Source organism: Helicobacter sp. MIT 01-3238, assembly GCF_003364135.1.
In the GTDB taxonomy this organism is placed as follows: domain Bacteria; phylum Campylobacterota; class Campylobacteria; order Campylobacterales; family Helicobacteraceae; genus Helicobacter_B.
The window spans coordinates 44,059-67,645 of the sequence record NZ_NXLN01000003.1; the positions used below are offsets into that span (position 1 = coordinate 44,059).

Below are 23,587 nucleotides of genomic sequence, written 5' to 3' on the forward strand. Positions count from 1 at the left end.
TCTCCTTTTTTGGATTTTACCCTAGTAATTACCCAAAATTCTCCGTTATATGCGATTTTAAATCCCTTTCCCATTTGGGAAAATTTGGATTTTTATGCACATCATTTGCCATAAAGCTTGGCAAAAACCGCGTGAATCCCAAAAATGCAAAAATCTTATAAATATGTGCAAACACTTCATCTACACCGCGCCCATCAAAAAACTCTCCCACTTCATTAAACGCATACAAAGGCGCGTTCCAAGTCGTGCTTAGCATCATCGCCTTGCCTGTGCACAGCCCGCCACTACCATATCGTTTGTTTATATCGCCCCTGCTGCGCCCATCGCTTGCAAACAGCACGCCCTCTGCATCAGGTCCTATGGCTTCATCGAAGTATTTTTTGACTATCCAAGGCTCGCCCATCCACCAGCCCGGGAACTGCAAAATCACGCAATCAGCCCATTTCCACTTCTCTACCTCTGCTTTTGTGTCATAGCCTTGCGCGATATGGGTTAGCTGCACTTTTTTGCCTAGATTTTCTAGCTCTTTTTGCATTATCTCGCAAAACGCAAGGTTTAGTTTGCCCTTGCTTTCGCCATACTCCATACCGCCATTTAGAATAAGCACATTTTGGATTTTTTGATTAAAGTCGTGTTTCATTTGGTTGCTCCTTAAAGTAGATTTTTGGCACTTTTTGCAGATTTGCAAAAAGAGCGCATTATAATCTATTGTGCAAAATGTGTAGAAAATTTTGCTAGAATTACGCCAAAATGATTTATTTAGCAGGTGCGTGGCATAAAGGCATAAAGAGTGATATGCTAGCACGATGCAACTTAGGGAGGAAATATGCTAGAGTCTATCCCCTCATACACCCCGCAAAAACGCAAACTCATCAAAAAGGGGTTTGACGCGCTAAGTGAAAGACGATATTTGGGTGCTATGAAGTTTTTTAGCGAGGCTTTGAGCCTAGATAGTGGCGATTTGGAAGCCAAAATCGGCGTGCTTATCGCCGATATAGCCACAGATTTTCCAAAAAAAGCAGAAGTGTTTAATGAGCTTTATCATATTTTGCTATCCACCACACCTCGTGCGGGCAGGGTGGATTTGCAAAGGCAGATGCTTGATTTGCTATCCTCCTTTGATGAGGGACTAAGCGAAATCTCACAAACAATGCAAAAAGAGGAGAACCTTGAGTCTGAAGTCCTAGATGGCGTGGCGTATAAGGACTTCCAAAAAATGTGTGAGACAAAGGGCTTCAAAGAAGTGTTTGAAAATCTTATCTTTAGCACCAAAGTGATTTTTACTTCTAGGGAGGATTTTTATACTTTTCTAAAAGACTTGATTGAAAATGGGTTTGAAAATATCGCGCTATCTTATATCGAGGATATGCCCCAAATTGTGCGCAACAAAGAGATTTTACGCATTATCCAAAACAAAAATGAGCTAGCCCAAAAAATAGCCCACAATCCCAAGAAGCTAAAAAATTAGAAAAAAGTTAAAAAACTAGCAAAAAACTAAGAAGCTAAAAAACTAGAGTAAGCTAAAAATTAGCAAAGCTAGATTCTACCCACAAAGTAAAAGCCAAAATCTTAGATAAAACCAAACTAGCAAGTCCACAAAAACAACCACCAAAAGCAAGCCTAATGAAAATCAAAATCCCTGCAAATCTATCCATTTTATCTAAGCAAAATCCAAAATACGCTCACAAAAAATACATTACCGATGATACAAGAGAGCTAGATAAGGACACTTTGCTTATCCGCACTAAGGGTAATGAGGGATTTATCGACAAACTTTTGGGGGATTCTTGTAGTAATTCTTTGGATAGCTCTTTTTGTGATTCTTTAGCAAAAAGTCCTCTAAAAAACTTGAGAGATTTTATCATCACACCCAAAGATTTAGCCACTATGTTTGCTCCACTACCTAGCCTTGTGGCTATCACAGGGACAAATGGCAAAACCACCACCGCAGCGATTATTTATTCGATTTTGCTTGATTTGGGCTATACTTGTGGGCTGCTTGGCACGCGTGGAGCGTATAAAAATGACAAAAAAATCCGCCCAAAAGGACTTACCACGCCAAGCCTTTTGGAGCTGTATGAGATTTTGCTAGAATGCGGGGATTGTGATTTTGTGATTATGGAGGTTAGCTCTCACGCCATAGTCCAAGAGCGCGTAGCAGGGCTAGAGTTTGCTTCAAAGGTGCTTACCAATATCACAAGCGACCATTTGGACTACCACAAGACTTTGGAGGAGTATATCCGCGTGAAAAATAGCTTTTTGCTTGATGAGGGCAATATATCTTGCGGGGGGAGTGTCATCATCAATGCCGATGAGCCAAATGCGTGGCTAAATGAAAATTTTGGGGTGGCGAGCAAAGGCATAGAAAAAGACGCTATTAAAAATACTCTCAAAAACTCTGTATTGTATTATGCTATTGAGCAGGGTAGGCTAGCAAAAGTAAACCTAAAAGCAGATGCTTATAGCCTAGATAATGGCATAAGTGCGCATATCAGCTTTGAGTGCAAAAGTGGTGGTGGCAAAGGTGGTAGCAGTGAGTGTGGTGGCAAAAGTGACGAAGACAAAGATAATAGCGATAAAAAAGGGCAAAAAAACTTTGAGCAAACCCTCATAAATGCGCATCTTTATGGCAAACACAATCTATATAATATCCTAGCTGCGATTTTGTGTGTGAAAAGCCTAAAAGAACCAAAAAAATCCACTTCGCAAATTTCTTTGGAATCTATCAGTGCGGCATTGCAAAATTTCGGCGGTGTAGAGGGGCGTATGGAGGTTGTAAGCCACTCTCCGCTTATCATTGTGGATTTTGCTCACACTCACGATGGTATGGAGCAGATTTTTGAGAGCTTTAGAGGGAGGGAAATCGCAGTTGTCTTTGGTGCGGGCGGGGATAGAGATAGGACAAAGCGACCAAAAATGGGGCTTTGTGCTTATAAATATGCCAAAAAGCTATATATCACAAGCGATAATCCAAGAAGTGAAAATCCACAAAGTATCATAGAGGATATTTTAAGCGGGATTCCCAAGCCAAATCACAAGCAAAATCATAGGCGCGTAGTTTGCCAAAGCGATAGGGCAGAGGCGATAGCACAAGCCATAGAGGAGCTAGAATCAAATGAGGTTTTGCTCATACTTGGCAAGGGCGATGAGACTTATCAGATTTTGGGGGAAAGAACTATTGATTTTGATGATAGGGAGGTAGTGAGAGAGGTATTGGCAAAGAAAAATTCACTACAAAATCTAGCGCAAAGTGCCTCAAAATCTAGCACAAAAAATATCACAAAAACACTGCAAAAAGCACCGCCAACAAACGATAAAAGCTAAAAACGATGAAAGAATATATCGACACACCAATCCTAGAGCAACCTAAGCAGCACTCACTACAAAGCCAAAGCATACAAAATTCGGGCTTTGAGCTAATCAAGGATTGCACAAATGTGTCTAAAGCGTTAGCTGAATTTTGTGCCAAAAATCAGCACACCACACTGCAAAATATCGATTTTCGCCTCCAAAACCTACGCTTTTTTTTGAGTGAGGAAAATCCAGCTAGAGAGCCCAAGCCACCTTTAAGCAACGCACTAAAGCCAACGCCAAAATTTGCAGATATTTTAGCCCTGCTAGAATCTAGTGATAAAGACTTCACTTCAAGTGAGGGCACTACCAAAATAGAGCTAAGCCAAGCCCAGCTAGACGCGCTTATATCTTCGCCACTATATGATAGCGCGTATTTTAGCATTAGCCAAGTGTGTGATATGAGGGTGTTTCCTCGCGTGCTAGAGCCACTTTTTGCTTTAGAGATAGATTCTTTCAAGGTGGATATTTGCTTTGATGAGGCGTTTTGTATAGTCGAGGACAAGGGCTTTATCGAGGATTTTTATGAGCAAGTCAAAAGCGTGCTTGCGCTTGGTGGTGTGATGCTTACTTGCAAAAATGAAGTAGAGCAAAATCTAGGGCTAATCCTAGAATCTATCGCCAAAAATCCTGCCAAGAAAAAGGAGATATTTTGCCTGCTAAAGGCTAAAAAATATGTGCCTAGCAAGCAAGCAAGATTTAGATTTGTCCCGCAAGAGACTTGGGAAGCTAGCAATGGCAAAGCCCCTCAAAATGCGGTATTTGGTGTGAGGGAGGGAGAGCAAATCGCGTTTCTTTATAAGCCAATTTTAGGCAATGCTGGGCGGAATCTTTTTGGGGAGTATGAGACTCCAAATAGTATAGAAGCACAAAAACTTATCACTACAAGGCAAGAATATATAGATTCTAGCGACACGGCTGAAGCGATTATCTACACTGCCAAAAAAGAGGGATTTATACGCATAGAGAATGGCGAGTTTAAGTTTTTCCAAATCCCAAGCGGTGCGCTAAATACTCGCAACACTCCACCACTGCTAGCAGGAGGGCACATAGACTTAGAAATATCTTGCTATGACATTGCAGAAGATGCGATAGGTGCGGGCGTGTGGTGTGAGGTGGGAAGCCTAAAAACTCGTGGCTGTATCGCTGAAAATACACGGATAAAAGCCCACACCCTAATCGTGCAAGGCTCTACACACAAAAGCGCGCATATCAAAGCCTACGCTGCCCAAATCCGCACTCACAAGGGCAAGCTAGAGTGCACACACTGCGCAATAGAAAACCTAGATAATGGCGAAGTCATCGCTCAAAATGCCAAAATCTTGCGAGCAAATGGCGCAAAAATCGCCACAGACACTGCCACAATCCACGAGCTAAAAAGCAATAATGTCGTGTTTTTTGCCAAGTCTTGTGTGATAGGGCAAAACAAAGGCGGACAAAATGAGATGATTTTTTGCGCCAATGCGGGAGGGGTGTTTGCCAAATGGAGCAAAAAAGCAAGTGCGTATTTTGCCACCCAAAAGGCTAGTATCTCAAAGCTAGCCAAACTTGCAGAAGTGTGGGAAAACAAGCAAGGAAGCGCGACACAATTTTTGCAAAAAATGAGTGGATTTACCGAGTATCAAAAGCAAATCGCCCTAAAAGATGAGGCTTATGCTGCTAGATACAAAGAAGCACTTGCCCAAGCAAATGTAAGCCAAATCTTGCAAGGCAAAATCCAATCTTTGCAAAAGCAAGTCCTAGCCACGCGCAATCAAGCAATCACTAGCCTAAAAACTAGGCTAAAAGAGGCAAGCCTAGCCATAAAAGAAGTGTGGGGGTATGATAACTATGTGTTTTTGGCAAAGCCAGATTTGAGTGCGCTAGAATCTAGCCAAGCTAGCAAAAAAAATATCCAAGATGGCAATCAAAATGGTAGCCAAAAAGATAATGCGCTAGATTCTAGCAAGGATTTAGATTTTGGTAGTGGGTTTTTTGGTAGCAGTGGGCTAGATAGCGATTTTGCAAAGGCATTTACAAAGGTAAATACACAAAACGCGCTTGATAGCTTGGAGCTAAAAGAGGGGCAAAGCGGGGAAATAATCCTAGATGAGAACTTCAAACTAAAATCCAAATAAGGAGCAAAAATGATTTGTGGGCTAGTGGGCAATGTAGTCGAGCTAGGTGCGATGAGTGCGGAGATAGAGGCAAATGGCGTGGTGTATGAGGTGGCTTTGAGCGTGCAAACGAGTGCTAAGCTAAAGGCAGGGCAAGTCGCTAGGCTACGCACGACACATATCGTGCGTGAGGATGCGCAGCTACTTTTTGGATTTTTAGACAAAGTCGAGCAAAGCACATTTGAGCGATTGCTAAAGATAAATGGCGTGGGACCTAAGGTGGCTTTGGCGATTTTAAGCACATTTAGCCCGCAAAGTTTTGCTTCATTAGTCCAAAGCAAAGATATAAAACTACTCCAAAAAGTGCCCGGTGTGGGCGCAAAATCTGCAGGCAAAATCTTGCTTGACTTGGCTGGATTTTGCTCTCAAATACTCCAAGAAAGTGCACTAGATTCTAGTGATAAAGCAATGCCTGCAAATGAGACTCAAAAAGCCGAAGCAATCGCTGCGCTTGAGAGTTTAGGCTACAAACTAAGCGAAATCAAAAAGGTCCTCCCACAAATCAGTGCTAGCGATACCCAAAATATCATCAAAGAGGCATTGCGACTGCTTTAGGTGGGCTTCGTTGGGAAGTGGGATTATGTTTGCGATGGATTCTAAATACACGCGCTAAAAAGCTAAATAAGCAAAATCAACACACAATAAAACTACCGATACAATAAGACTAGCCCTATAATCATCTCATAGTGAACTATGGGAAGTAAAAATGCCTGCCTTTAGTCGTCAAGGCAATCTATAAAGACATATTGTATTTTTTGTGTTGGTAGTCTCATTTGGCGGGATTGTTTGGTGGCTTTTGTTTGAAATGGGAGCTATTTGGGAGCATTTTTAGGCGTAGCAAAAATTGCTAAAAAATTACTAGAGAAATCTCACTCTATCTTGCTTTGCCATATTTCTTGTGGTGCGGAGCTTTCATCAGGGGTGTTTAGCTCTGGTTTTTGCTCACTTTTATTTGTTTTTGTGGCGGGGGCATTTTCTTTTGTCTCTTTAGATTCTTTTGCTTCCATAGATTCTTTTATTTCTTTGGTTTGGATATTTAGCACTTTGTGCAGTCCATAAGCTATGCCATCAGCGACAAGAGAATAGCCAAAAGGCGTGAGATGGACATCTTTTTTGGATAGAGATTTTGCTACCCACGCGTCTTTGCCACCGCTATCCTCCATAAACTCGTGCATATCAAAGTATAGCACTCCCTCTTTTTTTGCTACTTTTTTTACGGATTCTCTTACGGCGACAAAGTATGGTGCTATGCGATAGTTTTTTGCTTTTCTTGGCTTGGTGATGACTTTTGGCGGTCCTACAAGCAAGATAGCCGCGCCCTCGTTGCACTTGCGCACTAGGGCAATTAAGGAGCTATAATTTTGTTCAAACGCTTTTGTGTCTAGAGGCATCACAAGTGCGTCATTTGAGCCATAGGACAGCACGATGAAATCATATCTAAACGCGCAAAGTGTGTCGCTAAGTGCTTTTTGATTCCACTTGCGCCATATATCGCTTCGTGCGCCATTTGAGCCGATATGAGCGATTAGGTTGTTGGTATTTTTGGGTAGGTTTGTGAGATTTGCATAAGAGAATTTTTGTGGATTTTGGGATTTTGGTGGATTTTGTGAATCATCTTTGTCTTGGCTAGATTGTTCGCTTGTCTCTTCGCTAGAATCTAGTTCGCTTTCTTTTTGCTCATTTATGGGGAGCTTTTCTAGCTTGCTTAGCCGAGATTTGCTCGTGCGCGAAGTGTCGGCTATGTTTTTGGAATCTTGGTAGATAAAATACCCTCCAAGCGTTGCATTTGGCAGGAGGGATTTTATCTCTATGGGGAATCGCAGAGCAAAATCTTGGGAAATCTCCCATATATTTGCTTCTTTTGCTTGAAGTCGATAGCTTTGCCCGCTAGAATCGCTTATGAGAAACGCACCCAAAGTATTATTTGGTGCTTTAAACACTATGCGGATAAGGAAGTCTTGGTGCTCGGGGGGGAATTTTAGTGTGATTTTTACGCTAGCGTTTTCTTTTTTTGCCCTAGCGATGACGCCACCGAAAGGATAGTCATCATAGGCATCAATGCGTGAATTTCGCACTTCAAAGTCTTTGCTAATGGTTTTTACTAATAGGTTTTGATGATAGGTGGGGAAAACAGGATAGATAAACCCAACAGAATTTGGTAGCATAATGGTTTTGCGCCATTGGTGTGTGAGGGTATCTCCTGCGATATGCGAGTCGCCAAAGACTAGGATTTTTAGCTCATTTTTGCCCTCTAGTGCGCGCTTTAGCCTTGCTAGATTTGGCTCGCCATAGTTGATTACTTTTGCTTTGCTTGCTATGTCTTGCACTTCTTTTTCGTTTGGCAAAGGCTTTGGTGTGTATTTCTTTGCTTTTTGGGATTTTTGAGTGGTTTTGCTTTTTGGGGTGGATTTGGCGGGGGTTTTGGATTTTGTGCTTGGCTTAGCTTTTGTGTTTGTTTTTGCTGGGGATTTTTGGGGGGATTTGGTGTTTTTTGGTTTTTGGGTGGATTTTGCTTGTGGTGCTTTTGGCTGTGTTTTTGCCTGTGGCTTGGCTTGTGGCTTTGGTGCATCTGGCTTGGCTAGCTCTGCAAAAAGGACAAACAACGCTAGGCAAGCCACACAAAATCGCACAAATCCCCCTATAAATCGTGCAAAACCCCACCTAAAGTGCCTAAAATCTCCCATAAGAAAGCATAAAATCTTTTGCATTTTACGCACCTTTTTTCTTAGGTGTGGAGTTGTTTGATTCTAGTGGATTTTTGTCATTGGCTTTATCATTGATTTTTTCTACTCCTTTTTCTACTCCCTTTTCTATGTGGGAATCTTTTGGCGACTCTAAAGAATCCTTTTTGGAATCTTTTTGTGGTTTTTTTGATTCTTTTGTGGGTTCATCGCTAGGCTCTTTTTCATTATTCTCAAAGATATTTTTCCATTTGCGTTTTTGTGGTTTTGGTTCTTTTTGTGGGGTGTCTTTGATTTTTTCTACTACTATTTCTTGGGACTTTTGCTCTTCTTGGGATTTGTCTTGCTGGGCTTTTTTGTTTTTTCTTTGCTCTCTTTTGCTTTCTTTTTTATCTTTGTTTTGGTTTTGTTCTGCTGATTGCTCATCGCTGTATTGCTCTAAGTCATTTTTGGCAGAATCTATTGCTTGTTCTTCTTTTGGCTCTTGGGATTCTTGTATCTCTTGTGTTTTTTGCTTGGCGGGGGTTGATTTTGGCTTGTCTATATCATAAGTGTATTGGATTTTTTGTGTGCTTGGGGTGTTTAGTGTGTGTGGGGTAGTTTTGGTGGTGCTTTGTGTGCTTTCATCTTGGGATATTTGCTCTTGCACTACTTCTAGCCTCTCTAGTAGTAGTCTGCTTAGAGCCCTTGAGCCCTCCCCGCTGAAGTGAATCCCATCTTCCCCACGCACGCGGATACTTCTGCCCTGCTCATTTTTGACATAAGAAGTGTAGACTCCATCTGGGGCAAGCGCAGAATTTGCGTGCAAAAGTAGCTGTTTTGCGCTATCTACTTGGGATTTATAAAGCGTGTTTAGAAAGATTAGCCTTGTGTTTAGTGGCTCTTTTCGCACATAAGGTGCGTCATACCACACCACTACCGCGTCATTTTCTAGCGAAATATCGATGATTTCTTTGATACGAGATGAGTAGGTCTCTATCCATTCATCACTTCCATACTTCATCTTTGGCATAGCATAGGGGTCATTTGCCCCTACCATCATCACTACGATATTTATGTGCGGATTTTTGGCAAAGGCTTCCCTTAGAGCCTTTCTCCAATCAAAAAAATGCGTATAAGTAAGTCCTGTGCTTTGCTTAGCGATATTTATCACGCTAAATCCGCGCTTTTTTAGCTCACTAGCTAGAGTAAGCCCCACGCCTTGCATCATCGAATCGCCTATGAAAATAAAAGTCGAATCCTGCTTTAGCACTAGCTTGCCATCTTTGTCTATAAATGGATAGCGCGTTTCTTCTTTTGGTGTGAAAAAAGAATCAAGCGATTCTGTGCCCATAAGCCTTTCCCACACGGATTTTTCTTTTGTGGATTTTTCGCGCTCATCTTGGAGGGATTGGGAAAGTGCTAGCTCCTCTACGCTTGGTAAAAGCAGCTCCCTCAAATCATCAAGCCACGCCTTTGGCTTACCCAAAATCTCCAAAATCGGCTCGTTTGCATCAAAAACATCAAGGTGGTATTTTTGCTCGATATAGGAGTGTATGCTAGCATTCATCATCAATGCCACAAGGATAAAGCTTCCTATGAGGGTTAGGATAAAATCATAGATTCTCATCTGCTTTTTTGCTCCGCTCTAAATCTCAAAAATCGCCATACTAAAATCTACCCTGCTAGAAATTGGCATAAATGAAGTTTGGAATCCCATCTGGCATAAAGCAAAACGCCACAAGCCAAACAAATGCTAGCACAAGTGGTTTGGCAATGGGTGGGACTTTGTAAAGTGTGTAGATACAGCTTCGCTTGAAGTTTTGTAGCTTGGGGTAGAGCGCAAAGAGTAGCAAGCCACAAAGCGCGATAAGTGTTTCACTTAGATAAATGGGTTTAGAGAGATTTTCCCAAAACGCGCTTAAAAATCCAAGCGACTCATCTAGCTCCCTAAAGCGGAAAAACACCCACGCTATCGTTACAAAAGCAAAGGTGCAAAATGAGCTTAGAAACACTCCAAAGGCACTAGAGCCAAAAAGATATGGGCTAGGTTGTTTTGGTTGGCTTGCAAGGGAATCTTTGTAAGTAAAATCTTTTGGCGTGGAATCTTTGGAATCTTTTTGGTGGGTTTTTGATTTGGCAGAGGCTTTGGAGGTGGATTTAGTAGAAGTTTTGATAGATTTTTCTTGTTGAGTTAGGTTTGGTGTGGTGCTTTTGTAGCTATTGTGGCTAAAGTGCTTTAGTGTGTTTAGCCATACAATTCCAAGTCCGTGTGCTAGCCCCCAAATCATAAAATTTATCGTGCTTCCGTGCCAAATGCCTGATAGCACAAACGCCACAAGCAGTGCAAACTGCGTGCGCAAAAATCCACACCTTGAGCCACCAAGCGGGATATAGATAAAATCTCTTATAAATGTGGATAGGCTGATATGCCACCTAGCCCAAAAGTCTTTGAGATTTCGCGCCATATAGGGCATATTGAAATTTGGTGGCAAGACAAATCCTAGCATCAAAGCCACCGCGCTTACCAAATCCACATATCCGCTAAAATCACAATAGATTTCCACACTATACCCACACATAGCAAGTGCCAGCTCTAGGGAGTTGTGATTGAGTGGGTTTGCTAGGATGGGAGAGGAGTAGCTAGAAGCATAGGTGGCAAAAAGCACCTTTTTGACAATCCCAAAGCAAAGTAGCACGATGATGAGGTGGGCATTTTTGGCACGCCAAAATCTAGTGGCGTGGAGCTGTGAGAAAAAGAAATCACTGCGGATTATGGGACCTGCTATGATAGTGGGGAAAAATGAGAGATAAATTGCAAGATTTGGGAGGGATTGTAGTTTGGGGTTTTGTTCTATGACATAATCAGCTACGCCACTAGGGCTAGTTGGCAAAATCTGTGTGGTGGGGTTTATGTTTGAAGCATCAGATGGTGCTTGGTATGAGAGGGTGGCTTTGTCGCGCTTTGCTTCATAGATAGAGCGCAGGTAAGTGATAGAAGCAAATGTATAAAAGCTAAGTCCTAAAGGCATCAAAATGTCGATATTTGCGATATTTAGATGAAAAAATGTCAAAATGGATTCAAAGCCGTCTTTGAAATTGGCGTAGTATTTAAAAAAGCTAAGATTGCAAATGCTAAGGGCTACAAATGCCAAAAATACGGCTTTTGACTCGCTTTTGGCTATGGCGATACTCGCAGCATAGATAAATAGCGTGTAGCAAGCAAGCACTATGGCTACAAAGGCATTGCCAAGTAGGAGCAAAATCGAGTAGTTTGCGATGAGTAGGACTAGGTTTTGGAGGCGATGATTGGCACGGCATAGCCAATAAGCGACAAAAAAGGCAAAAAATGCTAGTCCAAATTCTATGCTGAAAAACATAAGTTTGTGTTGTCCTTTTTTAGATTTTGTGTATTGGCTTGGTTTTGTTGGTTTGCATAGATTTTGCTTATGGATTTTGGTGCTGTGCTAGGTAAGATTTATACTAGATTGGTGTTTTTAGATTTAAGGTATTTTGATTATTTTTTGATTTTTTGCTTTAGTCTTCGCTAAATGCTCCATAGCGCATTATTTTGTCATATCGTTTTTGGAGGTATTGTCTGTCTTTTAGGATTTCTTCTACGCTTTTTAGATAGTAGGACTTTATCATATCTGCCGCACCTTGCAAATCCCTGTGTGCTCCTTTTTGAGGCTCGGGGATAATATCATCAATCAAGCCAGCTTTTTTTAGCTCATCGGGCGTGATTTTCATCGCTTTTGTGGCGGACTCTATCTTGCTTGGGTCATTCCATAGTATCGCAGCGCACCCCTCTGGTGAAATCACGCTAAAAATGCTATACTGCATCATCGCTAGTCTATCAGCCACCGCAATCGCTAGCGCACCACCGCTACCTCCCTCGCCTATGACTATCGAAATCGTAGGGACTTTTAGCACGGCAAATTCTTGTAAATTTTTAGCGATAGCTTCGCTCTGTCCGCGCTCTTCTGCACCGATTCCGGGATAAGCACCGCTTGTATCGACAAGCATAAGGATTGGGATATTAAACTTTTCAGCGAGTTTTGCGGCTTTTAGGGCTTTGCGGTAGCCCTCTGGATTTGGCATACCAAAGTTGCGTGCTATTTTGTTTTTTGTCCCTCTGCCCTTTTCCTCGCCGATAACCATAGTGGGCTGCTCATCAATCTTGCCAAGCATACACACAATCGCCTTATCATCTCTAAAATGCCTATCCCCACAGACTTCATAAGCGTCTTTTAGCAGTAGCTCCATATAGTCAAGGGCATAGGGGCGGTCTGGATGTCTAGCAAGCTGGAGCTTTTGGTAGTCGCTCATATTGCCAAAAACTTTTTTTAACTCTTTTTGGTAGTCTTTTTCTAGGATAGCTTTCGCGGCGTTGTCCCCGCGCATAGATGCCATATCAATGTCATCTTGGATACTTTTTAGCTGCTTTTCAAAGTCCAAACAAGTCGCCATCAATTCTCCTTAAGTTTGGTTGTTTGCTTTGTGTGGATTTAGCTAGGGCGTAATTTTATAATATCAAAGATAATTTACGGCTTAACTAAGGCTAATGTTGTAAGCGAATTGCATTCCGCGCTTTTTGTGGTTGATTTTGTTATTGTTTGCTTGGGGTGCGGCAAGTGAAAAGGCTTTGGAATGTGAATAAAATGCTTTGCGCGAATGTTTTTTGTGGAGGGCAAATAAAGATTTTTGGGTGTTTTTGTGCTTATTTTGTGTGTATGGTGGTTTGGGCTGGTTTTTTGGGCAAAAAAGCAAAAATTGAAGCAAATGAACAGAGGAGCTAATAAACTAAAGCCGTTGGTTGGATTTTAGGATATTTTAGGTTTTAGTGTTTTTAGTTTGTATTTATGTGGGGTGTTAATAGGGTCTTATTGTTTTGATTTTTGTGCTATTTTGTTTCGCTTTTTTTCTAAGTATATTTAAATTAGAAAACCCACATTTTATGTCATTATTTGCTCATTGGTTCATTGATTCATTGATTTGTATACAGCTTGTATTGTTAAGAGATATTATTTAACACACAAATATTATCTATCTTGCAAAATATATCTTACTATTCAATCCTGCATTTTATGATTTTTTGGAGTAATTTTTAAGAGATTTTTTTTATCTTTTTGTCCCATATTTTTATTTGGTTGGTAATATATCTATGCCGCAGCATACACAGTGTATCATTTATGGTTTGCTTTATTGTGTCCAGTATATTTACATTATCAATATGTATTTTTTCCTAAATTGCAAAGTTTTATATCGTTGCTTTCAGATAAAAGATTGGTTCGGTTTTTTGTTTAATTGCAATACCGACGGTAATGGTATTCTAAAAAATAAAATTCTGAATGTTTTTACTCTATATTCATTATGCAAAGAATTTTCATATTGATTGAGGAGAATTATCCCTATTGCAACATAATACGACTTTATAGTTGATTACATTTATTGTTAATTTTATTTACACCTATAAGCATTTGAACATCTAAAAAAATAACAGTGATGCACAATGTAGCATATATTTTTTCAAGTGGATTTTTTACACAAATCCACTTATTAAAATTTTGTATGTCTCGCACTTTTATAATGCCAAGCACCTTTTAGTGCCAATCTAAAATGGTTTGAAATACCATTTAAATGATTTTATTGATTGTTTTTTTTATTTTCGTTGTTCAGACTCTTCCAACCTTTTGAATAAATGTGATAATAAACTCAATAAGTCCAAACAATCTTTTTCGGTAAATAGTTCTGTTTTTTTCAAATCTTCATATTCAGTATGGGATAGAACATTTCGCCCACCAGCAACCACACCCTTTGATAAAAACATTTGCCCTCTCCTTATATCTTTTAACACAAAATCTCTGATTTTAGAATTATTACTATATCTTTTTACTACATCTAATTTATAGTTATGTTCGCTAAAGACTTTACTCATCAATGGATCGCCATCTAAGCTATCATCTGATTTTTTAGCAACAGCATTAACATATCTTTTGGCTGCTTCCAAAAATGCTTTGTAATAGTCTTTGCTTTGATAACCAGATTCAGATGCCTGTTTTACTTCTTTATGTAATTCCCTAAAATGATAATACGGATATTTGGGGATTATTTCGTGCAATTGTTTGACTATATCACTAGCTATCTCTTCGTCAAGTTCTGGTTTTTCAACAACTTTTTCAATAATTTTCTCAATATCATTTTTTAGTTTATTTGGCATCGTATTTGTCCAAGATTTGATATCTACCCCTGTTTTTTCTTTAGTTTTCTTTATATTTTCCTGCTTTCGTTGAGCGTTCCACTTTTTAGTTACTAGCTGTATAATTTTAAATAAAAAAACTTGTAATTCTTGAGCCTGGTCTATATCCCAATTTAATGATTGTCTATCTGTTGAGATTAATTCTTCCGCTTCTTCGTCAATAAAATCTGCTTCAATCCAACCTGTTATATATGACAACGCTACAGGAGCTTCAGATATCCCAAAAAACCCTGCAGAATTTACCAACCTTCCATTAGCATATAGAGTTATACCCCTATAATCGGATACTACTGGTTTTTGTGTTGATAGAATTTTGCCTTTCAATTCGCACTTTCTTATGTAGTTAGATTCTATCTCATTACATAAGTCTTGCATATCCCATTGAAACTGTATATTTAAATTGTCATATTTGTTTTCTTGCCCAACATCTATAATGTTGCCATCATTGCAGTTTATTTTTATTTTAAAATTAGTATTCATAAAGTTAAATAGTCTAGAAAGGGCATTAGATATACTTTGGATGTCAAATGGCGTTTTGCGTTTTAAGGTTGATAATATAATCGTAGTGCCATGATTTGTCAATTCATCTTTTTTGATAGTATAATGTGGTCTGTAAGAGCCACTATTTTGTGTTATTATCTCATCCCAATCCAAGTTAAATGATATTTGCTTATCGGAATCCTCTTTTTTGGTTATTATATTTATGCTTTTACCAATGCCAAAAAGAGCCAATTTGCCCAAGCCCTTTTTTCCAGTTATTGTCCTCCCCTTCAGAGTTTTTCTACCCTCATCGGTTTTTCTTCTTTTTCGACCAATTCTCAAAAAACAGCTATTGATATCATTAAAAGACATCCCAATTCCATCATCTTCTACTATGATTTTAAATTCATCTTTATCATATAGCTTTATATGGACGGTATCAGCGTCTGCATCATAGGCGTTTGCAACTAGCTCAGCAATTGCGTTAGCAACTCTTGAATACATTTTTATTCCTAAATGTTCAATAGTATGAGGGTCAAAAGACATTTCTAAATCAGACATTTTTTACTTCCTTTAAATGTTTAATTATTGATTTACCTATAACCTTTCCCAATTTTACTGGCACAGCATTGCCTATTTGACGACCCAAAACTTTGTATGTGATATTATCGCCATTCTTAACAAATTTATAACTTTTGGGAAAAGTTTGCAAAATAGCACCCTCGCGTAATGATAATGCTCTATTTTGTTCAGGATGACCATATCTACCTGTACCGTAAATGTAAAATTGTGTTGTTATTGTTGGAGATGGAGCATCCCACCTCATACGACCATATACAGAGCTATATGTTTTTCCTGTTTTCCTTTTATAACATTTTGGCAACAAATCTTTGTCCCAATCTCTCCAAGTACCCCCCTGTTTGGATTGTTTTATTCTTTTAATATTGATTGACGATAATTTTGCACATCTATGTAAAGGATCTTTCTTGTTGACCTCTCCTGATTGTAGTGGTGGTAAATTTTTTAAAACATCAAAAACATTTTTTTGCTTTTGACTACAATTTGGCTTTATTAAATCTATATTACCAAATTTTGAAGCTAATAATACAAGCCTTCTTCGTTTTTGTGGTATCCCATACTCATTGCAATTGACTATTTTATATGATATGTAATATCCTTTATCGGTTAGGTTATTTTTAAACTTTTCAAAGACATCAAATTTCCTTAATTCCGGGACATTTTCCATTGAGACTATTTCTGGTTCAATATTATTAATGTGATGTGAAAAATAGTTCAATAAAGTCCATTTTTTATCATTAACTCTATTTTTATATTTATTGGTTTGTTTGGAAAATGTTTGACAAGGAGCGCACCCTACGAGTATCTTTATGTCGTTTTTATGATAACATTTTCTTATTTCATTACTATCTAGCTTTGATATATCTGCTTTTATAAATTTAGCTTTGTTGTTATGTTCATAAGCATATTGACATGTTTCATCATAATCAAAACCTGCGACAACATTCAACCCAGCCTTTTTTATGCCATAAGTTAATCCACCCACGCCACAAAATAAATCAACGACAGAGATCATCTTGCTCATTTTTGCAACCCAAATAATTTACTCAAAAGTCCCCCTTAACCAAGTAAACACACAGCCAAGTGCGCTACTGCTATGCCAACAAGCGCGAGACAAAGTATAGCTGTTATTCCTATATTTGTCAAGCAGAGTGCCTATTTTAATCCATTATCGCGCTTTGCCATCATCAAGCACAAACTGACACGCCCCGTCCATCGCCACGATGACTTGCTCCAAGTCCTTATGCGCGTGAAATCCCCTATCAATGTCGGGCAAAGTGTCATAAATCCAATATACGCGCCTTATCTCAAAGGGTATGTTTTTGCCACCCTCAAGTGAGATGAGCTTACCCCGCTCATCGCCTAAAACTTTTAGATTTAAGAGTTGGTAATCCAAACCATACACCTTTTGGACTAGCCTGATTTGGCTTAGTGCTATAAAATTTTAGCGATTATTTTTTTTAGCAAATAGCTAGGTTATACCTTTGTAAAAATCACTACGCCATTTGTCCCACCAAAGCCAAACGAATTGCTCATAACTGCTTGGATTTTTGCTTCTCTTGCGACATTTGGTATATAGTCCAAATCACACTGTGGGTCTTTGTTTTCTTGGTTGATTGTGGGGGGTAGCACTCCCTCATTCATAGCCATTATGGAGATTACTGCTTCTATCGCTCCTGCTCCACCTAGACAATGCCCTATTTGCCCTTTTGTCGAGCTTACAGGTGGCACGGTATCTTTTCCACCAAATACCTTTTTTAGTGCCATTGTCTCGTATAAATCATTATATGCTGTGCTTGTGCCGTGCGCATTTACATAGCCCACCTTGATAGTGTCTATTCCTCCGTTTGATTGTGCCCAAGTGCTAGCCATAGATAGTGCGGCTTTCATCGCTCTATACGCTCCCTCTCCCTCTGGAGCTGGGGTAGTGATATGATTTGCATCTCCACTCTCGCCAAATCCTGCTACTTCAGCGTAGATTTTCGCTCCTCTTGCTTTCGCGCTTTCGTATTCTTCTAGCACTAGAGCTCCTGCGCCCTCTCCCATCACAAAGCCATTTCTATCTCTATCAAATGGACGAGAGGCTTTTTGTGGCTCATCATTGCGCTCGCTAAGTGCTTTCATCGCTGCAAAACCGCCAATCCCCACGGGACAAATCGTAGATTCTGCACCGATGACTAGCATCCTATCTGCACCATTTAGCATTATCGTTTTTGTAGCTTCGCTTATGGCGTGAGTGCCTGCCGCACAAGCTGTTACACTTGCTAGATTTGGTCCTTTTATCCCAAACTCTATGGAGGTAAAGCCACTTAGCATATTCACAAGTGCAGATGGGATAAAAAACGCGCTAATTCGTCTAGGTCCTTTATCAAAGCAAGCGATAGAGTTTTTCTCAATATTTGCAAGTCCGCCAATCCCAGCACCCGAGCTTACACCAAATCGTTCAGCTAGATTCTCATCGACTTTGCCATCGCTATTTAGTAGTCCGCTTTCTTTCATCGCTTCTTTGGAGGCTTTTAGAGCGAGCTGGATAAATCTATCTGCTTTTTTGACTTCTCTAGGGTCTAGCACTTCTTCAGGGTCAAAGCCCTCAATTTCAGCTGCGATTTTGACGGGGAAATCGCTCGCATCAAAGCTTTGAATCAGTCTTACGCCACATTTACCCTCAATGATAGACTTAAAAGATTGTGCCTTATCAAGCCCTACCGCATTTATCATACCAATGCCCGTTACAACTACGCGCCGCATATTGCTCCTTAAATCTCAAATCAAAAATCTACATTTTATAAGATTTTCTGTCATTTTTCCAAATCAACACTTGCCTTAAGCCTGCTACACAAATCCTAGATAAGAACACATTAAGCACAGCAAGGGCTAAAAATCACAGAAAATCTCATAGTGCTAGCAACTAGCTTTAATAGCACTGATAACGCAACGCCTCAAATACAACACAAATCTAAGTCTGTAAATAAAGACTTTGACAGATTTCAGTATATTTTAGACTTCAAAAGACTAATAGACTTCAATAGATTCTGCCAAAATCCAGCTAGGTTTTACTAGAATCCTGCCAATGACATAAACTATACAGCGCAACACAGCAAGATTCTAGCAACAATCTATGCAAAGCCTTATGCTATTTAATCAAAACTTAAATGCCTTTTTGCGCTATTTTTTGTTTGCTTCGATGAATGCTACGACATCGCCTACTTTTACGATTTTGCCTGCTTCTTCATCGGGGATTTCCACGCCAAATTTTTCTTCCAAAGCCATTATAAGCTCGACAACATCAAGAGAATCTGCGTTTAGGTCTTTGACAAATTCTGCTTCAGCAGTTACTTTGTCAGCCTCGACACTTAGTTCCTTTACGATTGTTTCCTTTACTTCATCAAATAAAGCCATTGTGTGCTCCTTCAAAGTTTGTTAGTGCGCTATTTTAGCAAAATTTTCCTATAAATCAATAAAAAAAAGCAAAATTACATATATAAACCGCCATTTACCTTTAGCACTTCACCTGTGATATAGCTCGCACTATCGCTTAGCAGAAATGCCACTGCTTCAGCCACTTCGCTACTTTGCCCAAATCTTGCAAGAGGAATGTTTTTTTTGTAGCCCTCTTTGACTTCCTCACTTAGAGATTCTGTCATATCTGTGGCGATAAACCCCGGAGTTACGCAGTTAAATCGCACATTTCTAGGCGCACCCTCATAGGCAAAGCTTTTGCTCATCGCTATCATTCCACCCTTGCTAGCGGCGTAGTTTGTCTGTCCAGCATTGCCCCTCTCGCCGATGATAGAAGCGATATTTACCACCGCACCAAACCTTTGCTTGCTCATTATTTTTAGGGCTTCTCTTGAGCCTATGAAGCTAGATTTTAGATTTGCATCAATAACGCTTATAAACTCATCTGTTTTCATTCGCATTGCTAGCTTGTCATTGGTGATTCCAGCGTTATTTACGAGGTAGCTTAGCTCGCCATCGCTTTGAAGTATCGCAGAGATTGCAGCGCAAAATGCTTCTTCATTCGTTACATCAAATTCAATCACTGCCGCTTTACCACCACTAGATTCTATCTGTGCTTTTAGCGCGTCTGCCACTTCGGGTTTGCTTCGATAGTTTATCCACACTTTTAGTCCATAGCCTGCAAGTGTGCAAGCGATTTGCGCTCCGATACTTCGTGATGCTCCTGTGATAAGCACATTTTTTCCGCTAAATTTCATAGCTTTGCTCCCTTTATGATTTATTGTAAGATTTTGTCAAATCAAGTTTTAAACGCAAAATCCTAGCTAAAAATATACAATAAAATTTTTATTTTAGTCATATATTTTTGGCTACACATTTATCTTGCACATTTTACTTTAAGGCTTGTTTTAGGATTTTTGGTGCTTTGATGAATTGTTTGGTATAGCCAAAATCAGCCAAAATTTATACAGAAATTAAAAATCTAATTCCCCTCAAAGATGAGATTAAAATCATCAAAAAGTTCATCAAGTTTTTGGATTTTTTGGCTTAGTTGGCTTGCGTTATTTGGACTATTAGATTTGTTTGTGCGGTTTTGTGGTCGGGTATTTGCGCTAGTATTTGTGCGTGCATTTGTAGAAGTGCTTGCGTTGGTAGTTGCGTGATTTTTTGCTAGCTTGGTTTTTGGGCTTAGCTCATTTATATTTCGTTGCGTTATAGGCAATTCTATGAAATCATCATTATCAAGCCCCTCGTTAAATCTTTGTTTGGGGGCGTCTTTTTTGGGCTCGATAAATGGCTTTATGGGTGGCTTTTTGGGCTGCTTTGTGATGTCTTTTGTAGATTCTTGCTCTTTTGGTGGGTTGGTTGTTTTGGTGGTTTGTGCAGGCTGTGCTGGTTGTGTTTTTTGGGTTGTAGTAGCTGGAGGGGTTTGGGTAGTTGGGGTGGCACTTATGGCATTTTGCGTGATATTTGGCTTGGGATTTGGCTTAGATTCTTGTTTTGTGGGCTGCTTTAGTTCTTTTTTTTCGATTTTTTTGGCATTTTGAAGTGTCCTAAATGTCTGCTCTAAGTGTTTGTTTTTGTCTTCTAGCTCGACAAAAAGGCTTTGGTTTTTTACCCTTGAGTAGCGCGGGATATATGTCTCTAGCGCACGCATTTTTTTGCTTACGCTATTGTAGTAGGATTCTGCTAGGGTGTTGTTTTCTTTGTCTTTTTGCCATTTGAAGCCCTTGTTGTAAGATTTTATGGTGTTTTTGTGATTGCCTTTGTGGTATTTTTGCCAATACAAAAGCGTATCAAGGGCGATTTGGCTAGCAAAGAGGCGATTATCTATTAGCATTTGTCCCATCACATTGCGCGTGAAAGCGTTGTCCTCGTATTTGGAGTAGTATTTTAGCACCACAGGTATATGGGCGTGATATAGCCCTGCACTTGGGTCAGAAAAATTCATCATATACACGCCCGCACAGCTTTCTTGCCACGCGATAGCTGCGAGTGTGTAGCCCATCCCGTGAGGTGCGCCGAAATTGTAAGCATAGATTATGTTATCTCTTTGTGTTTTTGAGAATTTTTTTGGCTCGGTGCATTCATATTGTGGGAATACCGCAGGGTCTGGCTTGGTTTGGTTTGCGCTAAGAGGGCTAATCCCTAGCACAAATAGCCCAAACACAGCAAAAAGTGAATAAAAAAGCAGTGCTAGGATTTTGGGTTTGGATAGGATTTGGATAAGTGGTTTTTGCTTTGCAAGCGATTTTGCAAATGCTTTATCAAATCCTTTTGCAAAAATATTTTCAAGCGATTTTGTGCGAAGATTTGTAAGTGCATTTGTAGATATATTTGCACATAGTTTTGTTTTTTGTAGAATTTGTTTTTTGCTCATAAAGAGAAGCCTTTTTGATTTGATTTGATACAATTACGATTTTATACGCGCTTAGCATAAAAGGAATCAAATGACAAGCACCACCGATACCAAAGAATTGCTCATAGAGATTTTGACAGAGGAGTTGCCCGCATTGCCGTTTCTAAAAGAGTGGCAAAATATCCCTAGCAAATGGAATGCCAAATTAGCAGAATTTGGGCTAAAAGCGCAATGTGAGATTCACTTCACTCCGCGCAGAATCGCTATTTTTAGCCGAGATTTTCCTATTAGGAGTGCTGATGAGATAAAGGAGTTTTTTGGTCCTCCTGTGAGTATTGCCTACACAAATGGCGAGCTAAGCAATGCTGGCATAAGCTTCCTAAAAAAAGCAGATATACAAAAAAACCAAATCCAAACTACCACAAAAGATGGCAAAGAAGTGCTATATGCAAACCGTGTCATAGCAGGGGTAGAATCCAAAAAGATTTTGCCTAAAATCGTGCTAGGATTTCTAGCTAGTCTAAACTTTGGCAAAACAATGCGCTGGGGCGATAGCAAGCTAAATGGTGGAGCTAGCTTTATTCGTCCTATTCACAACATTATGATATTGCTTGGAGGGGAGCGGATAAATCCGCTAGAATCTAGCGATTTTAGCGAGTGTCAAACTCACTACGGAGTAGCCTATCTAGCCGCCACAAAAGTCCATAGAGATAAAGGCTTTGAGTGGATAGAGATAAAAGGGCTTAGCCATTATTTGGAAGTGCTAGAATCAGGCGGTGTGATTTTAGATGAGAGAGAGCGAGAGAGGAGGATTTTGGCGCAGATTGAGGAGATTGAAGCAAAGGAGGGTATAGAGGTAAAAAGAGATGATGATTTATTAGGCGAAGTGGTGGCGATTACAGAGTTTCCTACTGCACTTTTGGGTAGCTTTGAGGAGCGGTTTTTAGCCCTGCCGCAGGAGGTAATCCAAACTTCAGCGAGGGAAAATCAGCGGTATTTTGTCGCACACAAAAAAGCTCAAAAACTTCAGCTATGCAATCACTTTGTGTTTGTGGCAAACTCACTTAGTAAGGAGTGTGCGCCTATCATAAAAGGCAATGAAAAGGTGCTAAGAGCGCGACTAAGCGATGCGGAGTTTTTCTACCAAAACGACATAAAAAAGCATTTTAGCAAAAAGGGGAGCGAAAATCCTCTAGGCAATATCGCCTTTGTCGATGGGCTAGGAAGTATGCTAGATAAAACCCGCAGAGAGCAGGCTATCGGTGCGTTTTTGTGCAAGCACTATGGACTAAGCGAGGCGGATTCTCACAATGTAGATGAAGCCCTTAGGCTTAGCAAGGTAGATTTACTAAGCGAAATGGTGGGGGAATTTCCCGAGTTGCAGGGGGTTATGGGTGGGTATTATGCGCTAGAGCTAGATTCTAGTATTTCTAAAGCCATAAAGGAGCAGTATCTGCCAAAGGATTTGGCAATGCCTAGTGGCGCGATAAGTGCGGTGGTGGCGATGAGTGGGAAGCTAGATAGTCTTTTTTCGCTTTTTAGTATAGGCAAAATCCCAAGCGGCTCAAAAGACCCATTTGCACTTCGCAGGGCGGCAAATGGCGTGCTAAAAATCGCATTAAGCGAAGTGTTTGACAATAGTGATTTTAGCTTAGAAGTTGCGTTTTTGGGCGAGATTGCCAAAAGTGTAAAAAGCAGTGGTGGCTACAAAGAGTTTGATTTATCGCTATTGCAAGACTTTTTTATGGAGCGATTAGAATCAATATTTGAAAAAGACATAAGCACGCAAGTTTTTAGAAGTGTCTCAAAAGGCGAAAACAAGCAAATCCAAGCGATGAGAGAAAATGCAAAAGCTCTGCAAGAACTGCTAAAAAGAGATGATAGAGAGGAGCTTATAGCGGTGTTTAAGCGCGTGGCAAATATCACAAAAGATATGGATTCTACTCAAACTAGTTTTGATTCTACTCTCTTTGGCGAGGAAGCAGAAAAAGGGCTTTACAGAGCGTTTGAAGCGATTTGTAAGCAAAAAGACACATACAAAAATCCAAAAGATTTCCTAGAAGCCCTCTTTAGCCTAAAATCGCCTTTGGAGGAGTTTTTTGCTTCTGTGCTTGTCAACGATGAAAATCCACAAATTAGGGCAAATCGCAAGGCACTTATTTTTGCAATTTATAGCGCGTTTAAGCAAGTGGGCGACTTAAAAGAGCTAGCTATTTAGGCGATTTAGCTAGGTAGTGGGTGGCTTAGATTTCAAGCTACCAAGTATTAAGAGGTGGTTATTAAG

Annotated in this window: 16 protein-coding genes and 1 pseudogene; 5 read left to right on the top strand and 12 right to left on the bottom strand. The window is 39.9% G+C overall.

Going from position 1 to position 23,587, the window contains the following annotated elements; all coding sequences use genetic code 11:
- Positions 1-28: 28 nt before the first annotated feature.
- Positions 29-616 carry an NAD(P)H-dependent oxidoreductase gene (locus CQA40_RS01650; protein ID WP_115519309.1) on the bottom strand — a complete coding sequence of 196 codons (588 nt, stop codon included), beginning with the start codon at positions 614-616 and terminating at the stop codon, positions 29-31.
- Between the two features lie 210 nt (positions 617-826).
- Between CQA40_RS01650 and CQA40_RS01655 the strand changes: the two genes are divergently transcribed.
- From CQA40_RS01655 to ruvA, 4 genes are all read left to right on the top strand, one after another.
- Entirely contained in the window at positions 827-1,468 is a 642-nt protein-coding gene (locus CQA40_RS01655) for a histidine kinase (RefSeq protein ID WP_115519257.1), read from the top strand.
- A 155-nt stretch (positions 1,469-1,623) separates the two neighbouring features.
- Positions 1,624-3,324 carry a UDP-N-acetylmuramoyl-L-alanyl-D-glutamate--2,6-diaminopimelate ligase gene (locus tag CQA40_RS01660; RefSeq protein WP_115519258.1) on the top strand — a complete coding sequence of 567 codons (1,701 nt, stop codon included), beginning with the start codon at positions 1,624-1,626 and terminating at the stop codon, positions 3,322-3,324.
- 5 nt (positions 3,325-3,329) lie between these two features.
- The gene (locus CQA40_RS01665) at positions 3,330-5,468 is read left to right on the top strand and encodes a FapA family protein (protein ID WP_115519259.1); all 2,139 of its coding nucleotides are present in this window, start codon (positions 3,330-3,332) and stop codon (positions 5,466-5,468) included.
- A 9-nt stretch (positions 5,469-5,477) separates the two neighbouring features.
- A complete protein-coding gene (gene ruvA / locus CQA40_RS01670; protein WP_115519260.1) occupies positions 5,478-6,062 on the top strand; it encodes a Holliday junction branch migration protein RuvA in 585 nt (194 codons plus the stop codon).
- Positions 6,063-6,376: 314 nt separating this feature from the next.
- Here the strand turns inward: ruvA and CQA40_RS01675 are convergent, their stop codons facing one another.
- The 11 genes and pseudogenes from CQA40_RS01675 to CQA40_RS01730 form a co-directional block, all read right to left on the bottom strand.
- The gene (locus CQA40_RS01675) at positions 6,377-8,215 is read right to left on the bottom strand and encodes a GDSL-type esterase/lipase family protein (RefSeq protein WP_115519261.1); all 1,839 of its coding nucleotides are present in this window, start codon (positions 8,213-8,215) and stop codon (positions 6,377-6,379) included.
- A 1-nt stretch (position 8,216) separates the two neighbouring features.
- Positions 8,217-9,797, bottom strand: coding sequence for a DUF459 domain-containing protein (locus CQA40_RS01680; RefSeq protein WP_115519262.1), 1,581 nt, complete (start codon positions 9,795-9,797; stop codon positions 8,217-8,219).
- Positions 9,798-10,407: 610 nt separating this feature from the next.
- Positions 10,408-11,547 (bottom strand): annotated as a pseudogene (locus CQA40_RS11785) (MBOAT family O-acyltransferase); the annotation flags it as partial.
- Between the two features lie 157 nt (positions 11,548-11,704).
- Positions 11,705-12,637 carry an acetyl-CoA carboxylase carboxyl transferase subunit alpha gene (gene accA, locus CQA40_RS01690; RefSeq protein ID WP_023926937.1) on the bottom strand — a complete coding sequence of 311 codons (933 nt, stop codon included), beginning with the start codon at positions 12,635-12,637 and terminating at the stop codon, positions 11,705-11,707.
- Positions 12,638-13,829: 1,192 nt separating this feature from the next.
- Positions 13,830-15,467, bottom strand: coding sequence for a TIGR02391 family protein (locus CQA40_RS01700; RefSeq protein ID WP_115519264.1), 1,638 nt, complete (start codon positions 15,465-15,467; stop codon positions 13,830-13,832).
- The gene (locus CQA40_RS01705) at positions 15,460-16,509 is read right to left on the bottom strand and encodes a DNA cytosine methyltransferase (RefSeq protein ID WP_115519265.1); all 1,050 of its coding nucleotides are present in this window, start codon (positions 16,507-16,509) and stop codon (positions 15,460-15,462) included. Before CQA40_RS01705 ends, CQA40_RS01700 begins: the two co-directional genes overlap by 8 nt.
- Positions 16,510-16,653: 144 nt before the next feature.
- Positions 16,654-16,881 (bottom strand): FdtA/QdtA family cupin domain-containing protein, encoded by a 228-nt coding sequence (locus CQA40_RS01710; RefSeq protein ID WP_115519266.1) that lies wholly within the window; start codon positions 16,879-16,881, stop codon positions 16,654-16,656.
- 80 nt (positions 16,882-16,961) lie between these two features.
- Positions 16,962-18,233 (bottom strand): beta-ketoacyl-ACP synthase II, encoded by a 1,272-nt coding sequence (locus CQA40_RS01715; RefSeq protein ID WP_115519267.1) that lies wholly within the window; start codon positions 18,231-18,233, stop codon positions 16,962-16,964.
- 417 nt (positions 18,234-18,650) lie between these two features.
- The gene (acpP, locus tag CQA40_RS01720) at positions 18,651-18,884 is read right to left on the bottom strand and encodes an acyl carrier protein (protein ID WP_023926953.1); all 234 of its coding nucleotides are present in this window, start codon (positions 18,882-18,884) and stop codon (positions 18,651-18,653) included.
- Between the two features lie 74 nt (positions 18,885-18,958).
- The gene (fabG, locus tag CQA40_RS01725) at positions 18,959-19,702 is read right to left on the bottom strand and encodes a 3-oxoacyl-ACP reductase FabG (RefSeq protein ID WP_115519268.1); all 744 of its coding nucleotides are present in this window, start codon (positions 19,700-19,702) and stop codon (positions 18,959-18,961) included.
- Positions 19,703-19,926: 224 nt separating this feature from the next.
- The gene (locus CQA40_RS01730) at positions 19,927-21,324 is read right to left on the bottom strand and encodes a hypothetical protein (protein ID WP_115519269.1); all 1,398 of its coding nucleotides are present in this window, start codon (positions 21,322-21,324) and stop codon (positions 19,927-19,929) included.
- Positions 21,325-21,394: 70 nt separating this feature from the next.
- On the opposite strand from CQA40_RS01730, the gene glyS reads away from it, so the two are divergent.
- Positions 21,395-23,521, top strand: a complete 2,127-nt coding sequence (gene glyS / locus CQA40_RS01735) for a glycine--tRNA ligase subunit beta (RefSeq protein ID WP_115519270.1) — start codon at positions 21,395-21,397, stop codon at positions 23,519-23,521.
- Positions 23,522-23,587: the final 66 nt, after the last annotated feature.

What these genes read in the sequence shown, in the direction of transcription:
- glyS (WP_115519270.1), top strand. Translation starts at nt 21,395, where the DNA reads ATGACAAGCACCACCGATACCAAAGAATTGCTCATAGAGATTTTGACA.
- CQA40_RS01715 (WP_115519267.1), bottom strand. Translation starts at nt 18,233, where the DNA reads ATGCGGCGCGTAGTTGTAACGGGCATTGGTATGATAAATGCGGTAGGG.
- CQA40_RS01665 (WP_115519259.1), top strand. Translation starts at nt 3,330, where the DNA reads ATGAAAGAATATATCGACACACCAATCCTAGAGCAACCTAAGCAGCAC.
- CQA40_RS01700 (WP_115519264.1), bottom strand. Translation starts at nt 15,467, where the DNA reads ATGTCTGATTTAGAAATGTCTTTTGACCCTCATACTATTGAACATTTA.
- fabG (WP_115519268.1), bottom strand. Translation starts at nt 19,702, where the DNA reads ATGAAATTTAGCGGAAAAAATGTGCTTATCACAGGAGCATCACGAAGT.
- acpP (WP_023926953.1), bottom strand. Translation starts at nt 18,884, where the DNA reads ATGGCTTTATTTGATGAAGTAAAGGAAACAATCGTAAAGGAACTAAGT.
- CQA40_RS01730 (WP_115519269.1), bottom strand. Translation starts at nt 21,324, where the DNA reads ATGAGCAAAAAACAAATTCTACAAAAAACAAAACTATGTGCAAATATA.
- ruvA (WP_115519260.1), top strand. Translation starts at nt 5,478, where the DNA reads ATGATTTGTGGGCTAGTGGGCAATGTAGTCGAGCTAGGTGCGATGAGT.
- CQA40_RS01655 (WP_115519257.1), top strand. Translation starts at nt 827, where the DNA reads ATGCTAGAGTCTATCCCCTCATACACCCCGCAAAAACGCAAACTCATC.
- CQA40_RS01680 (WP_115519262.1), bottom strand. Translation starts at nt 9,797, where the DNA reads ATGAGAATCTATGATTTTATCCTAACCCTCATAGGAAGCTTTATCCTT.
- accA (WP_023926937.1), bottom strand. Translation starts at nt 12,637, where the DNA reads ATGGCGACTTGTTTGGACTTTGAAAAGCAGCTAAAAAGTATCCAAGAT.
- CQA40_RS01675 (WP_115519261.1), bottom strand. Translation starts at nt 8,215, where the DNA reads ATGCAAAAGATTTTATGCTTTCTTATGGGAGATTTTAGGCACTTTAGG.
- CQA40_RS01660 (WP_115519258.1), top strand. Translation starts at nt 1,624, where the DNA reads ATGAAAATCAAAATCCCTGCAAATCTATCCATTTTATCTAAGCAAAAT.
- CQA40_RS01705 (WP_115519265.1), bottom strand. Translation starts at nt 16,509, where the DNA reads ATGAGCAAGATGATCTCTGTCGTTGATTTATTTTGTGGCGTGGGTGGA.